The sequence below is a fragment of the Blautia faecicola genome (assembly GCF_004123145.1).
Lineage (GTDB): Bacteria > Bacillota > Clostridia > Lachnospirales > Lachnospiraceae > Oliverpabstia > Oliverpabstia faecicola.
In genome coordinates, this window is the sequence record NZ_SDKC01000001.1 from 142,509 (window position 1) to 157,440 (window position 14,932).

The 14,932-nt window shown below is 37.3% G+C and carries 14 protein-coding genes and 1 pseudogene; all 15 read left to right on the forward strand.

Going from position 1 to position 14,932, the window contains the following annotated elements:
• The first annotated feature begins 157 nt into the window (after positions 1-157).
• Positions 158-718, forward strand: a complete 561-nt coding sequence (locus ETP43_RS00535; RefSeq protein WP_129256748.1) for a class I SAM-dependent methyltransferase — start codon at positions 158-160, stop codon at positions 716-718.
• A gap of 167 nt (positions 719-885) precedes the next feature.
• The gene (gene hxsD / locus ETP43_RS00540) at positions 886-1,251 is read left to right on the forward strand and encodes a His-Xaa-Ser system protein HxsD (protein WP_129256749.1); all 366 of its coding nucleotides are present in this window, start codon (positions 886-888) and stop codon (positions 1,249-1,251) included.
• 13 nt (positions 1,252-1,264) lie between these two features.
• Positions 1,265-1,450 carry an HxsD-like protein gene (locus tag ETP43_RS18735; RefSeq protein ID WP_408608697.1) on the forward strand — a complete coding sequence of 62 codons (186 nt, stop codon included), beginning with the start codon at positions 1,265-1,267 and terminating at the stop codon, positions 1,448-1,450.
• Entirely contained in the window at positions 1,447-2,472 is a 1,026-nt protein-coding gene (locus ETP43_RS00545) for an A24 family peptidase (RefSeq protein WP_129256750.1), read from the forward strand. The genes ETP43_RS18735 and ETP43_RS00545 overlap by 4 nt, the downstream gene beginning before the upstream one ends.
• On the forward strand, positions 2,469-3,575 hold the full coding sequence (gene hxsC / locus ETP43_RS00550; protein ID WP_129256751.1) for a His-Xaa-Ser system radical SAM maturase HxsC: 1,107 nt from the start codon (positions 2,469-2,471) through the stop codon (positions 3,573-3,575). Before ETP43_RS00545 ends, hxsC begins: the two co-directional genes overlap by 4 nt.
• Positions 3,572-4,963: a His-Xaa-Ser system radical SAM maturase HxsB gene (gene hxsB / locus ETP43_RS00555; protein WP_129256752.1), complete on the forward strand. Its 1,392-nt coding sequence runs from the start codon at positions 3,572-3,574 to the stop codon at positions 4,961-4,963. The genes hxsC and hxsB overlap by 4 nt, the downstream gene beginning before the upstream one ends.
• 1 nt (position 4,964) lies before the next feature.
• On the forward strand, positions 4,965-6,329 hold the full coding sequence (locus tag ETP43_RS00560; RefSeq protein ID WP_129256753.1) for an MORN repeat-containing protein: 1,365 nt from the start codon (positions 4,965-4,967) through the stop codon (positions 6,327-6,329).
• A 1-nt stretch (position 6,330) separates the two neighbouring features.
• Positions 6,331-6,519: pseudogene (hxsA3, locus tag ETP43_RS18155) on the forward strand (His-Xaa-Ser repeat protein HxsA3); the annotation flags it as partial.
• Between the two features lie 198 nt (positions 6,520-6,717).
• Positions 6,718-6,918 carry a hypothetical protein gene (locus tag ETP43_RS17405; RefSeq protein ID WP_243114356.1) on the forward strand — a complete coding sequence of 67 codons (201 nt, stop codon included), beginning with the start codon at positions 6,718-6,720 and terminating at the stop codon, positions 6,916-6,918.
• Between the two features lie 20 nt (positions 6,919-6,938).
• The gene (locus tag ETP43_RS00570) at positions 6,939-8,045 is read left to right on the forward strand and encodes a 5-bromo-4-chloroindolyl phosphate hydrolysis family protein (protein WP_129256755.1); all 1,107 of its coding nucleotides are present in this window, start codon (positions 6,939-6,941) and stop codon (positions 8,043-8,045) included.
• A 25-nt stretch (positions 8,046-8,070) separates the two neighbouring features.
• Positions 8,071-8,964 carry a toxic anion resistance protein gene (locus tag ETP43_RS00575; RefSeq protein ID WP_164979538.1) on the forward strand — a complete coding sequence of 298 codons (894 nt, stop codon included), beginning with the start codon at positions 8,071-8,073 and terminating at the stop codon, positions 8,962-8,964.
• An 18-nt stretch (positions 8,965-8,982) separates the two neighbouring features.
• On the forward strand, positions 8,983-10,146 hold the full coding sequence (locus ETP43_RS00580; RefSeq protein ID WP_129256757.1) for a toxic anion resistance protein: 1,164 nt from the start codon (positions 8,983-8,985) through the stop codon (positions 10,144-10,146).
• 35 nt (positions 10,147-10,181) lie between these two features.
• Positions 10,182-10,763, forward strand: coding sequence for a rhomboid family intramembrane serine protease (locus ETP43_RS00585; protein WP_129256758.1), 582 nt, complete (start codon positions 10,182-10,184; stop codon positions 10,761-10,763).
• A gap of 196 nt (positions 10,764-10,959) precedes the next feature.
• Entirely contained in the window at positions 10,960-12,972 is a 2,013-nt protein-coding gene (locus ETP43_RS00590; RefSeq protein ID WP_129256759.1) for a beta-galactosidase, read from the forward strand.
• 336 nt (positions 12,973-13,308) lie between these two features.
• Entirely contained in the window at positions 13,309-14,922 is a 1,614-nt protein-coding gene (locus ETP43_RS00595; protein WP_129256760.1) for an ABC transporter substrate-binding protein, read from the forward strand.
• Positions 14,923-14,932 lie beyond the last annotated feature (10 nt).

Genomic DNA, 14,932 nt, shown 5'->3' on the forward strand with positions numbered 1-14,932 from the left:
TTTTACATGGAAAATTATATAAGAGAAACTAAAAAGAGGAGAGTTGTAATAAGCTACAGGAAATAGATTTATATTCTTGTAAATGGGAAGGAGTCGATGATATACTTTTGTAAAGTAAGATAGAAATGTTAAACAGCTGATGAAGAGAGGGTATTAAGTGTATGATAAGAGACCTTATCAACCAATAGATCAAACACCTTCAAGATTCCTGGTTGATAATTTAAAATTGGTAGATATATCGGATAAACCTATTCTGGATGTTGCTTGCGGATATGGAAGAAATGGAGGATACTTGGCAAAAAACAATCATAGAGTTGTGTTTATAGATAAAGATATTGAGTGCTTGAGATATATCAAAAATGGTGGAAAGCTAAGTGAGCAAGGGCACGTGGATACAAGAAATGTCTATGCGTTATATAAGAATCTCGATGAGGGGAAACTTTCTTTTCCGAATGATTCAACAGGCGGAGTGATAGATATACACTATTATAATCCGTTGTTGATCGATGAATTAATAAGAGTATTAGATAAGGGTGGATTTTTTTGTTTTGAATCAATCAGTGCAAGAGGGAAAAATGTTTACGAATTACCAGACTACCACTTTATTAAAGACAAGTTGAAAAATTTCAAAATTATAAGCTATGTTGAGAGAAAAGTTAATCCAGAGGAACTTGGCAAATCGGTAATGAAGATTTTTGCAATAAAACAATATAGTTGATTAATTTTACTTATACTTGTATAATATATGTAGTGCTCAAACAATATAGAGCCGACTTTTAGTAAAATGATGAGGAGCATGCCTGGGTGGGGTATGCTCTTTTTGAATAGAAATTAATTTATAAAAATTAATAAAGAAGTTCGGAAGAATAGTGAGGAATAATATTTATGAGACAACTAAAATATAATAGGGAACTTTATTCGAAAATTGCACTTATAAAGAGTGCCTATAATTTTACAGATAGAGCCTATATACATCTTGATGCTGATAGAGATTATTATTATGTTTCGTTAAGTAAAAAAGAGGGAAAGCAGGAAGTCACTGACGAAGAATTTGAAAATGAAATTTTAGCGCAGAGTGCTCGTCATGAAATTTATTTGCAAACCAAAAATATACGTGAGCTTATGCTTGCCAGGGCAGTCGCAACAAGTGTGGTTGCAGCAGGAGATGAAGAGTTAGAATCCGATAGTGAGATTGCACAGGAATTTAGTGAAGATGAAATATTAAAGGATTGGTTTGATGCTGATGAATAAGTCGATGTTAAATATGGATATTTATTCTGTAGAGAATATAAAGAAAACGTGCAATGCATATAAAGATTTTGCAAGAATCAAGATTAAGAGAAATTATAATTATATGGAACTGACTTTTGATAGATGCAAGTATGATACAGATATTACGATAAAAGAATTTGAAAATTATTTGATTAATATAGAGAATATGAAAAAATGATAATTATAGAAATTATATTTATAGTAGCATTATTGTCGTTAGGAATAATAGCATCCATAACTGACCTTAAAAATGGCAGAGTTTATAATAAAATTTTATTGATATATGCTTTGTTGGGATGCGTACTGGATACATTCTATTATGGTTATTTTGCGAGAGATTTGTTTGTACTTTATATATTTAATATAGGAATTTTGGGTGTAATTAGCCTGATTTTGTTTTATACACATTCATTTGCTGGAGGAGACTGTAAATTAACAGTAGTGATGGCTATTTTGTATCCGGCAAATTGCTATCTGATATATGGGACAACAGATATAACTTTGTATTTTACATTATGTTTGGCAATTTTATATGGATATCTATACTTGTTAGGATTTTCTTTATATTCGCTGGTTAAGGGAAGGGTGAGCCTTTCTAAAAAATATGTTAAGGGATATTTAAAGACCTTCCTGAAATCTTTTGTGTCTGCCTCAGGATATATATGTTTGATAAATCTTCTTTTCATCATTATAGGTTTGCAAGGAGTATATATCAACGAATGGATCATTAGAATTATATGTATGTTATCAGCATGGATAATTGGTAAAAAGAACAGGTTAAAAAAATGGCAGATAGTTGTTGGAATTTACTGCATTGATATAGTCATTGGATTGATATTAGGATTTATGCCGTTTTCGTTTAATCCAGAAAATTACATTTTAGTAATACTACTGTTACTTTGTCAGATGACAATTCGAACAAGCTTATATCAGGAAGTTAAAGTATGTGATCTGAAAAAAGGAATGATATTATCAAGTATTTCATCAATACTTATGCAGAATTCCAGAGTACGAGGTCTTCCACCTGTATCTACAGAGGATTTGAAAAGTAGACTGACCGAAGAACAAATAAATAGTATTAATCGATGGGCAGGGAGCAGAAAGATATTGACTGTAACAGTTGTTAGAAAAATTCCGTTTGCAATATTTATATTTGCCGGATTTTTGAGTTATTTTATTATATGGAGTGTGGTTAGATGATTACAAAGCTGGAGAAATATAGTGGAAAATATAAAATAGTATCTTTAGCTTTTGATCAGGTATCAAGAGATGATTTACTTGAAGATAATATAGATCTACTGTATATATCCGAGAAGGATATAAAATTATATCCGGAAAATATTGTGGTATCAGAAGATAAAGATGTAATTGATAAACTCGGACATGTACATAATTATGATGTATATGAACTTTGGGAAAATGGAAAATTGTCGGAATATTATGATGACAGTTCTTTGGATAATTATTTTTTTGTAACCGCAAAATGCAATTCTAATTGTATTATGTGTCCTTCACCTGATGTTTCTCGTCAGAAGGGTGGAAGTACCAGCGTGGATACTCTCATAGAAATAGCAAAACATATACCGGCAGATGCACCGCACCTTACAATCACAGGTGGAGAGCCATTTCTGATAGGCCCCGATATATTCCGATTTTTGAAATTCCTTCGTGATAAATTCGAGTATACAGAATTTCTATTTTTAACGAATGGAAGAATATTTGCTATCGAATCATATGTACAAAGATTTATGGAAAATGCGCCGGAAAATAGTATTGTCGCAATACCTGTTCATGGATCTACGGCAGCAACACATGATATGATAACGCAAACAAAGGGAAGTTTTGAACAGACTATACTTGGAATAAAAAGATTGTTGAAAGCAGGAATTCATATTGAAGTAAGGATTGTTGTAAGTGGAATGAATAGCAATGATATTAAAAATATTGCTTGGTTGATTGCTCGGGAAATTCCCAAAGTAGATTATGTCAGCATTATGGCAATGGAGATGACCGGAAGTGCAAGGATTAATCGGGATAAAGTTTGGATACCGTATGGAAAAGCTGCATTAGCAGCAGAAGAGGCAGTATTGGTGCTGATGGAAAATGGAATTGATGTGAAATTATATAATTTTCCATTATGTGTTGTCAAAAAGGAATTTTGGACTCTGTGTGAAAAAAGTATATCTCCAGGTAAAGTAAGATATGCTGAAAAATGTGAAAAATGTAAAATGAAAAATGCCTGCGGTGGGGTATTTGCAGGAACGATTTCAATGGAAAAGGGAGAATTAAGTGCGATTATATGAAACTGAATTATTTTAATTTTAAGCAGTTTGGTGATTCTGTTTTAATGACAAATGATTTTGGAAAGTATGTATTTGTAAGAAAAGAAGATTTTCAAAGTATACTGTCGTTAAATGTTGACAGGGAATCAGAATTATACAAGCTGCTTATCGAGAGAAAAATGATATATGATGAATCTGATTTGGAGTATTCATCAGTAAACAAGTATGCGCTGAGAGGAATAAAAGGGCATGTAAATGTTGCAACATCATTACATATTTTTGTGGTAACTACGGTATGCAATATGGGCTGCGTCTATTGTCAAGCGAATAATGGCGTGGAGTGTTCACACCTTATTATGAATAAAGAGATGGCGGAAAGAGCGGTAGATATAGCATTGCAGTCACCGGAAAGGTCATTATGTTTTGAATTCCAGGGAGGAGAGCCGTTAGTTAATTTTGAAATTATAAAACATATAGTGCAATATGCAGAAATGCACAAGGGAAAGCATGATATAGCTTATACGGTGGTAACCAATCTGACATTACTGAATGATGAAATGTTGGAACTTTTCACACAATATTGTTTCGGAATATCGACCTCAATAGATGGAAATGAACTGGTACATAATAATAACCGGCCATATGCTAATGGGGATGGAACATTTAAAAAGGTTATTGATTCGGTTGAACGAGTAAGAAAAGCAGGATTACAGATTGGAGCCATAGAAACAACCACGAGGTTCTCACTCGATTTTCCGAAAGAAATTGTCCATACGTATATAGATATGGGATTTGAAAGTATTTTTATAAGACCGTTAACTCCATTAGGAAAAGCGGCAAAGAGCTGGGGAAAAATAGGATATACTTCTGAAGAATTTATAGAATTTTATCAGAAAGCATTAGATGAACTGATTGAGATAAACAAAAAGGGAAGGTTTATCAAGGAAGATCATGCAGCGATTCTATTGAGAAGAATAAGAGGCGATTTCATGAATTATATGGAATTGCGTTCGCCGTGTGGGGCAGGTGTTGGGCAGTTAGCATATTATGCAGACGGCAATATTTTTACATGTGATGAGGGCAGAATGTTGCATGAGATGGGACAAAGTACATTTCAGTTGGGAAATGTGTATAGCAGTAACTACACAGATCTGATAAATAACAACGTGTGTAAGACTGTATGTGCATCAAGTGTGCTGGAAACAATTCCAACATGTTGTGATTGTGTATACCAGCCATATTGTGGAACCTGTCCAGTTGTGAACTATGCACTCGATGGAGATGTTATAGAAAAACAGCCGCGAGGATATAAATGCAGGATTTATTCTGGAATATTAGATTATCTATTTTCAAAATTTTATAAAAATGATATGGAAACAATGAGGATATTAAATTCATGGAGTGATTAAGATGGCAGAGTTAGAACAAGATAAAATATCCGAAGAGGATGTGAAAAAGTTAGAAAATAACAATGTAGTAGACCCTATAATATCTCCAGAAGAAGAGTATAATAAGGCCCTTAAACGAAGAAAAAGGATATCTGTGTGGGGACTGGTTCTTCTGATTGCGACGGAGATAACAATTACTGGAGGACTGGGAGAGAGAATAAATGCTGATCATTTACAAAATAGGGTTGTAAGAGAACATGAGATGCGGTCATCCGGGCAAATTCAGCTTACAAAAGGTTTGTATGAGGGAGAAACAGATTTTGGCTATTTTTCCGGAAAGGGTCAATTTTCATTTAACACTGGGGCTGAGTATACAGGAAATTGGAAGCAGAACCAGCTAGATGGAAAAGGCACGTTGCGTGTTCCAAATGAAGGTACATATGAAGGAAAATTTACATCATCAAAAAAGAGTGGAAAGGGAATTTTTACATGGGATGATGGAGCTGTTTATGAAGGTGAATGGAAAAATGACAAGATGTGTGGTCAGGGTGTATATACAACGCCAGAGGGAATAAATTTTTCCGGAACCTTTAAAGATAATTCTTTTGATGATGGAAAATGTACTTTTGAAAATGATACAGGAAGTTATAGCTTAACTTATAAATCCGGTGTCATTGAAAAGGCATCTATAGAATATTCGGATGGTTCCAAATATGTAGGAGAATGTGATGCAAAAGAGTTAAATGGTACAGGAAAATTAACTTTTGTGAGTGGAGACATTTATGAAGGAAATTTTCAGAATGGCTGTAGAAACGGACAAGGAGTATATACATGGGCATCAGGCGATAAATATGATGGAGAATGGGAAACTGATCAGATGGAAGGATCAGGGACATATACATATTCGAATGGAGGCTACGCGAGTGGTACTTTTGATAAAAATACTTTCGTGAACGGCAGCTACCATATAGAAAACGATTTTGGTAATTATACATTTACAATTACCGATGGAGAGCCAACGGATGTCGAGATGTCACTGGCAAATGGAACTACTTATAGCGGAGCTATGAGTGATGGAAAATTATCAGGGCAGGCACAGATAAAATACAGTAATGAAGATCAATATAATGGAAATGTTTCTAATGGTCAAAAATCAGGTCAGGGAACTTATACATGGACAAGTGGTGCTTCTTACGAGGGAAACTGGTCTGAAGATAAAATGAATGGAGATGGAACTTATTTTTATCCTTCCGATGAAAAGGGATATAAGCTTACAGGTTCTTTTAAAAACGGCAAACCAAATGGAGAATGCCAGTATTATACAGATTCGTCAACCCATTATCAGACGGATTGGGCGAATGGAAAGTGTGTGAAAATATATGAATAATATGGATGAATTATTTCCGCAATTGCAAAAAAGTATAGAAGATTTAATAGAAGATGAAGAGGGAAATATTCCCGGTCATAAGTTACTTATGCTGGGTACAATGATTGTTGTATTGGGAAGCTTAATGCAAGTGAATGTTTTTGCAGGACATAGATCGCATAGCTCTCACAGATCACATAGTTCGCATAGTTCTGGATCAAGCGGGCATGGAAATCATGGAAGTCATGAGAGTCATTCAAGCCATGTGTCACATTCGGATCATAGCTCACATTCGAATACGCATTCCAGTCATGCGAGTCATACGTCACACTCAAATACATCATCACATTCTAATTCATCATATAGTTCAGAGGGTGATGTTACATATAGTGCACCAGCAGCATCATCTGTGCCTACAATAAAGACACCTGCTGTTACTGCGACAGCAGATACATTTAAGCTGCCGGATGTAAACCAGAATATAGAACTTCCGAATGGAACACCGGCATCAAGTATTATGCCGTCATTGGCAGTGCCGGCATCGAGTACAGCAACACGAATTGATACTGGAAAAATTCATCAGCCGTCTACAACAGATGAGATCGAATAGTGGGGGTAGGAGTACTTTAGATGGAGATATTGAATAAAATTTTTTCTGGTGGGAAACCGAAGGACAATATAATTAACTGTGAAGATAAATATTTGCAAGAGGCGCAGGAAGCAGTAGAGATTGTTAATAATGGTGTCGAAAATGGTTCTTTCTCTGAAATGATAGAACAGCTTGATAAACTACCAAGCGTCAGTGCTAATAGAGATAAGTATGTTTTTAAAAATCACCGTTCTGTATTAAGTATAGTAGCTATGGTAGTGTGTGCGTTGCTGACGATTTCGTGTTTACGTTATATACCAATTTGTATTGGAACTATAGTTTATTCCGGTAAATATAGGATGTTTGCTGGTATTGGTATCATTATATCGTTATTCATCATTGTAATTAATATTTTTGTTATTGTAAAAGAAGTTTATCAAATACAGTTTAGCAATAGGTATGACATATATGTGAAAGATTTGCGTTTTAAAAATATTGAAATTGTAGACGATTTGGCAGTGTATGCAAAAGTAAAATCTGAAACAGTAATAAAAGACCTGAATAAAGCTATGCGAATGAAATTGATTCCACAGGGACATTTTGGAAGAGATAATTTGATTTTCATTGTTTCTGACGAAGTGTATGGGAAATATAAAGAGAAGCAGGCTGTATATGATAGATATTATAAAAAACAGGTTGAAGAACGACTGAGAATGAAAGAGCGTACAAAAGAAATACAGAGCATTATGGATCAGGGCCAGGGATATATTGATAAAATACATGAGAGCAATAATATAATTAAGGACAAGACTATTTCCCAAAAACTTGATCGTATGGAAAGTGTAGTGTCGACAATTTTTCATGAAGTTGATATCAATCCACAAAACGCAGATAAACTTGGAATGTTTATGAATTATTATTTGCCAACAACAGAGAAATTACTTGAAACATATATAGAGATTGATGAAAAACAGGTGAAGGGAACAAGTCTGGAAAAAACAAAAAAAGACATAGATGATGCTATTGATAAAATTATAGATTCATTTGAAGGACTGTTGGATAAATTTTATCAGCAAAAAGAACTTGATATAGCAACAGACATTTCAGCGATGGAGATCCTTATGAAACAAGATGGGCTTATAGAATAAGTTAACAACAGATGAGGTGATACGTTTGGAGAGGGAAGATAATGATATAAAAATCTTTTCGCAGAACAAGCTGATTGTGGGAAATGCAGACAATATATTGACATTTGGCTGTGAAGACCAACAGCGGTTGAGAGAATATTCAGCAAGAATTTCCTATCAACTGATTGATAATAGTGGGGAATTGGAATATCTAATTCAAGATATTCTTAATGAACTTAATGATTTTCAAAATCTGGTCGAGAAAAAACAAATTTTTCCTCTGAAAAATAATGAAAAGAAGAGAGAGAATTTAATGAAAAAATACAATTCAGTTCTTGTTTATATGGATAAAATGGAACTGGCTCTGAAATTGCAAGAAGTACAGCTGATTAAAGACTCAAAAATGTTTGAAGAACTGGACAGACAAATGGAGTGTACAATGGCTGGATTGCAGAAAAATATATCTTATGGGAAAGATGTGATGAGACAGAAACCAGGTAATCTGGTTTCTGAAGATATTATCAATTGGTATGAAAGACTTTCAAAGAAAATTGAGGATTTGGAGATGTCTTACACAGTAGCGATACAAACCGGAACTCAGATAAGGTTAATGCTGAGAAATAACACACAACTAATAGATAAAATTGTGAAAACAATATCTGAAACAATTCCAATATGGCGAAATCAAATTACTATTCTTTTAGGAATAGAAAAACTGAATCGAAATCTGGAAGTTCAGAATAAAGTAGTGGAAATTACTCAGAAGTATATAACAAAAGAGAAAACAATTCTTAGGAAAAGTCATAAAAGGCAAAGAGAATTCAGCACTGAAAAATTACTGTGGACAAATGAGACTTTAAAAAAGGCATTAGATGACCTTGAACTGGTGGAAAAGTGTGATGGGAATATCAGAACAGAACTATGCAGCCTTTTAAGATAACAAAACGATGGGGGTATTATGGAAGAAGAAAAGATACATTTGACATTGAATTCAGGACAAAAATTTACGGAGACATTTCTAGATAGTACGCCTACACTGCAGAGTACAGTTGAAAAAGCAGAATCAAATTATTCTGCCGGAACTATTGATGAAAGTATGCTTTCTGAAGAAGAAAAGAAAATGGTAGAGCAGTTCGCAAGTGAAATTGATATTGAAAACGTGGATCAGATTGTAAATTACGGACTAAAAGCACAAACTAACATATCTGAATTCTCGGCTACGATATTAAAAAAAGTAAAAACATATGATTTGGGAGAAGTAGGGATTTCATTAAAAGAACTGACTGTGGCATTAGATGCGACAACAGAACCAGAGAAAAAGGGAATTTTAGGAATTTTTCAAAAGGCAAAAAGAGGAATTGGATCTATAAGAGCCAATTATGCCAAGGCAGAAAGTAATGTTGACAGGATAGAAAAGGACCTGATTAAACATAGAGATGTATTGGGGCAAGATATTTCTATGTATCAGCAAATGTATGAGCTGAATATGCAATATTATAAAGAATTAACTATGTATATAATAGCTGGTAAGAAGGCACTTGATCAGGCAAAACACACAAAACTTAAACAATTAAAAGAGAATGCTGAAAACTCGGATAAACAGGAGGATGTACAGGTATATCGTGATTATGAGGATCTTTGTCATAGATTCGAAAAGAAATTATCAGACTTGGAGTTAACAAGAGTTATTTCAATCCAATCAGCACCTCAGGTACGTATGCTTCAAAATAACGATAGAGAATTACTTGATAAACTGCAGTCATCATTAGCAAATACGATACCTCTTTGGAGAAATCAATTAGTACTTTCACTGGGAATAGAGCATACAAGCAGAGCTTTAGCTGCACAGGGAGCATTGTCTGAAAAAACAAATGAACTGTTAAGAAAGAATTCTGAGACATTGAAAATGGCAACGGTTGAAACGGCAAAGCAATCAGAAAAAGCGATTGTGGATATAGAGACATTAAAACAGTGTAACAGAGATTTGATTGTCTCGATAAACGAGGTTGTAAAGATTCATGAGCAGGGAACGGTTCAGAGAGCGAAAACACAAGAAGAATTGGTTAAAATAGAAGAGGAATTGAAACAGGCAATGCTTAAAGCCGGAAAGAACAGAAGATAGAATGAATATATTCTATTTGGAGAAAGTGAGAAATCATGCATAGAAAACTTAAAATTACATTTAATGCACCTGTAACATTAGGTTTTGTATTAATCTGCTTTATTGCTACCTTATTGGGAAGTATTTCTGGCGGAAAAATCACACAGAAAGTTTTTATGACATATCATTCTTCATTAACAAATCCGATGACATATTTTCGATTTATTACGCATATATTTGGGCATTCAGGATGGGAGCACTTTATCGGAAATGCATCTTATTTGTTGTTGCTTGGGCCGATGCTAGAGGAAAAATATGGTTCTAAAGAATGGGTTGAAGTGATTGGAATGACTGCCGTTGTTACCGGATTAATGAATTATATATTCTTTTGGAATACCGGACTGTGTGGTGCTAGTGGGGTGGTATTTGCTTTTATTATACTGGCATCATTTACAAGTTTTAGAGAGGGCGAGATTCCATTAACTTTTATTTTAGCTGCTGTTTTGTTTATAGGGCAGCAGATATATGAAGGGATTATGGTAAGGGATAATATTTCAAATACGGCTCATATTACAGGAGGAATAGTTGGGGCTGTAATAGGATATGGATCGAATAGAAAATCCAAATATGATTTGTGACTCATCAAAATTATTTCTACATAAAGGACGTATAGAAGATGGACTAAAAATACCGATAGGAGTGCACTTGTAGATAGAAAAGAAATAACGAAGAATATAGGCAATCTCTGTTGACCACAGAACCGTACAACAGGTAAAATCATAGTAGGATTTCCATAAAGATGATGGAAAAATAATAAAAGAGAAGGTAAGCAAAATGGATAAATTACTGTATGGGGTGGCGTACTATGATGAGTATATGCCATGTGACCGTCTGGCCAAGGACGTGGAAATGATGAAAGCGGCAGGGATCAATCTGGTCCGTATCGCGGAGTCAACCTGGAGCACCTGTGAACCGCAGGAAGGTGTATTTGATTTCAGCCATGTGACGCGCGTGCTGGATGCGATGGAAGGGGCGGGAATCTCTGTCATTATCGGAACGCCGACGTACGCAATTCCGACCTGGATGGTAAAATCCCACCCGGATGTACTGGCAACCACAAAGAAGGGACCGGGTATCTACGGGGCGCGTCAGATTATGGATATCACGCACCCGGTATATCGCTATTATGGTGAGCGCGTGATCCGCAAGCTGATGGAGGTGTCTGCACACAGAAAATGTGTGATCGGCTTCCAGCTGGATAATGAGACGAAATATTATGAGACTGCGGGAAAAAATGTGCAGGAGCAGTTTGTAAAATATCTGAGGACGAAATTTAACGACGATCTGGACGCGATGAATCAGGCGTTTGGACTGGATTACTGGAGCAACCGGATCAATGCGTGGGAGGATTTTCCGGATGTGCGCGGAACGATCAATGGAAGTCTCGGTGCGGAATTCCAGAAGTTCCAGAGAACACTGGTGGATGATTATCTGCAATGGCAGGCGGATATTGTGAAGGAGTATGCGAGGGAAGACCAGTTTATCACGCATAACTTTGATTTTGACTGGAGAGGGTATTCCTACGGGGTACAGCCGATGGTGGATCACAAGCATGCGGCGAGGGCGCTGACGGTAGCAGGTGTGGATATTTATCATCCGACACAGGACGAGCTGACCGGTGCGGAGATATCCTATGGCGGGGACAGTACCCGTTCGCTGAAAGAAGATAATTATTTTGTCCTGGAGACAGAAGCGCAGGGATTCCCGGGATGGGTTCCGTATGACGGACAGCTTCGTCTGCAGGCATTCAGCCATCTGGCTTCCGGAGCAAATATGGTGGAATACTGGCACTGGCATTCGATTCATAACTCATTTGAAACTTACTGGAAGGGACTGTTGAGTCATGATTTTAAGGAAAATGATACCTACCGTTCTGCGAAAGTGATCGGTAAGGAATTTGCGGAGCTGGGAAGTCATCTGGTGAATCTGAAAAAGCACAATAAGGTTGGTTTCCTGGTGAGCAACGAAGCGCAGACGGCTCTGGACTGGTTCCCGATTGACGGAACCGCAGGCGGTGGCGGTGCATGCAAGTACAACGATGTAGTTCGTTATGTCTATGATCAGTTATATAAACTGAATGTGGAATGTGATTTCCTGTGGCCGGAGACAGAGAGCTTTGATCAGTATGATCTGCTGGTAGTACCGGCTCTGTATGCAGCGCCGGAATCTCTGCTTCAGAAGATCAATGATTATGTGGCAGCGGGCGGTCATCTGTTTACGACATTTAAGACCGGTTTTACGGATGAGAATCTGAAGGTGTTCCACGACAGCCAGCCGCATATTTTGGATCGGTGTCTTGGTATTTCCTACAGTCATTTTACGTTCCCGAAGCAGGTGAAGCTGTCTGGAGAGACGTATCACTGCGAAGATAATGAGTTAAAGAACTTTATGGAACTGGTGAACCCGGAAGGGGCGCAGGTGCTGGCTTCTTATGATCATTATAACTGGAAGCGGTATGCGGCAGTGACGAGAAATGCGTATGGAAAGGGAACGGCTACTTATCTCGGCTGCTGGACCGGTGATGCGATGCTTCGGGAGATCCTTACGGATGTGTTGAAGGATGCAGGATTGTGGGGTATGGAACAGGAAGTGGAGTTCCCGGTGATTATCAAGAAGGGGACAAATGATCTTGGAAAAGAAGTTGTATATTATCTGAACTATTCGCCGGAAGTACGGAATGTGATTTATCATGGCACTGATGGAGAGGAATTGTTTGGAAAGGCTGCAGTTACTGATGGACAGGTTTTGGAAATCGGGGGCTGGGATCTGAAGATTGTGGAACGGTAAATAAAAGGGGAGCTGTCCTTCATGGATGAAAACTATGGAGGACGGCTTTTTTTTCATTGTCTATCCCCCGGATGAGGATATAAAAAAGAAAAAAGTGCGAAAATATCGGTTGAAGAAAGGATAAAAATATAACCCCACAGGGGGCTTGCGAGGAGAGAAAAGACAGGTTATGATAGGCACACAACAGAAATAGGTTGTAAGTTCGCTCAGACCGTACTGCTTCCTCCGCATCTATAAGCAGTATGGAAGGGAAAGCAAATAATGTCAGAAGTGAGGAAAGAAATCCGGGAAAGATTCCTTTCCTTTCTTTTTACAGAAATCAGAAAGGGGAAACATATGAAGAAGAAAATGGTTGCGGTATTGCTTGCAGTAGGTCTGGTGATATCTCTGGCGGCCTGTGGGGGTGCATCAGAAACAGGGAACACTGCGGAAACGAAGACGGAGAATGAGGAAACAGCAGGTGATGAACCGGAAGAAGAAGCAGAAAATACAGAAGAATCTACGCTGGTCTACGGATCCGGAGATTATACACGGATCAATCCGGCGATGGACGAACACTGTGAGATTAATGTACTGTTGTTTAATGGTCTGACCGCTCATGATGCGGATGATCAGGTGGTGCCTGGGCTTGCAGAAAGCTGGGATTATGATGAAGATACTTATACCTATACATTCCACATCAGAGATGGAATTAAATGGCATGATGGGGAACCATTTACGGCAGACGATGTAAAATTTACAATAGAAGCGATCATGGATCCGGACAACGGATCGGAGAATGCACCAAATTATGAAGATGTGCAGGAAATTACAGTCACGGATGACCGGACGATCGCCTTTAAACTGGCAGAACCAAATGTGGCATTTCTGGAATATATGACAATGGCGATTTTGCCAAAACATCTTCTGGATGGAGAAGATATGCAGGAATCGGATTTCTTCCGTCATCCGATAGGAACAGGTCCATATAAACTGGAAAGCTGGGATGCAGGACAGTCAATTGTCATGGTGAAAAACGAAGATTATTATCTTGGCAGTCCGAAAATTGATAAAGTGATCTTTAAGATTGTAGAGGATGACAATACACAGGCAGTACAGTTACAGTCCGGTGAGATTGATATGGCGCTGTTAGATCCGAAAAATGCACAGAGTTTTAAGGATGCAGAAGATTATACCTGCTATGATATGACGACTTCGGATTATCGTGGTATTATGTTTAATTTCGGCAACGATTACTGGACGGAAAATAAAGATATTATTCCAGCAGTATGTTATGGTATTGACCGGCAGGCAATTATTGATGCAGTGCTTCTGGGACAGGGAATGCCGGCTTATGGTCCATTGCAGAGAAATATCTACAATGATGAGAATGTGGAACATTATGATTATAATCCGGAAAAGGCAAAAGAGATTCTTGAGAATGCAGGATGTACCATGGGTGATGATGGCTTCTATGAAAGAAACGGGGAAGAGATCGGTTTTGTGATCAGTGTTATGTCAGGCGAACAGGATCGAATCGATATCGCCCAGGCAGCGGCACAGCAGTTGCAGGAAATTGGCATCAACTGTACAGTAGATATCCCGGCGCAGATGGACTGGGGTGGACAGATGGCATGTCTGATCGGATGGGGAAGCCCGTTTGATGCAGATGACCATACCTATAAGGTTTTTGGTACAGATAAGGGGGCTAATTATTCCGGTTATTCCAATGAAAAAGTGGATGAATATCTGACTCTGGCGAGACAGTATGAAGATCAGGAAACCCGTGCGAAATATTATGATTTGTTCCAGGAAGAACTGGCAAAGGATCCGGCATATGCATTTATCTGTTATATTGATGCCAATTATGTGGCGGATTCGGATATCAAAGGAATTTCGGAGCAGACCGTACTTGGACATCATGGAGTTGGTATTTTCTGGAATATTCAGGACTGGGAAATTACGGAATAAAAAGGAAAGA

What these genes read in the sequence shown, in the direction of transcription:
- ETP43_RS18735 (WP_408608697.1), top strand. Translation starts at nt 1,265, where the DNA reads ATGGATATTTATTCTGTAGAGAATATAAAGAAAACGTGCAATGCATAT.
- ETP43_RS00545 (WP_129256750.1), top strand. Translation starts at nt 1,447, where the DNA reads ATGATAATTATAGAAATTATATTTATAGTAGCATTATTGTCGTTAGGA.
- hxsD (WP_129256749.1), top strand. Translation starts at nt 886, where the DNA reads ATGAGACAACTAAAATATAATAGGGAACTTTATTCGAAAATTGCACTT.
- hxsC (WP_129256751.1), top strand. Translation starts at nt 2,469, where the DNA reads ATGATTACAAAGCTGGAGAAATATAGTGGAAAATATAAAATAGTATCT.
- ETP43_RS00595 (WP_129256760.1), top strand. Translation starts at nt 13,309, where the DNA reads ATGAAGAAGAAAATGGTTGCGGTATTGCTTGCAGTAGGTCTGGTGATA.
- hxsB (WP_129256752.1), top strand. Translation starts at nt 3,572, where the DNA reads ATGAAACTGAATTATTTTAATTTTAAGCAGTTTGGTGATTCTGTTTTA.
- ETP43_RS00560 (WP_129256753.1), top strand. Translation starts at nt 4,965, where the DNA reads ATGGCAGAGTTAGAACAAGATAAAATATCCGAAGAGGATGTGAAAAAG.
- ETP43_RS00590 (WP_129256759.1), top strand. Translation starts at nt 10,960, where the DNA reads ATGGATAAATTACTGTATGGGGTGGCGTACTATGATGAGTATATGCCA.
- ETP43_RS00570 (WP_129256755.1), top strand. Translation starts at nt 6,939, where the DNA reads ATGGAGATATTGAATAAAATTTTTTCTGGTGGGAAACCGAAGGACAAT.
- ETP43_RS00580 (WP_129256757.1), top strand. Translation starts at nt 8,983, where the DNA reads ATGGAAGAAGAAAAGATACATTTGACATTGAATTCAGGACAAAAATTT.
- ETP43_RS00585 (WP_129256758.1), top strand. Translation starts at nt 10,182, where the DNA reads ATGCATAGAAAACTTAAAATTACATTTAATGCACCTGTAACATTAGGT.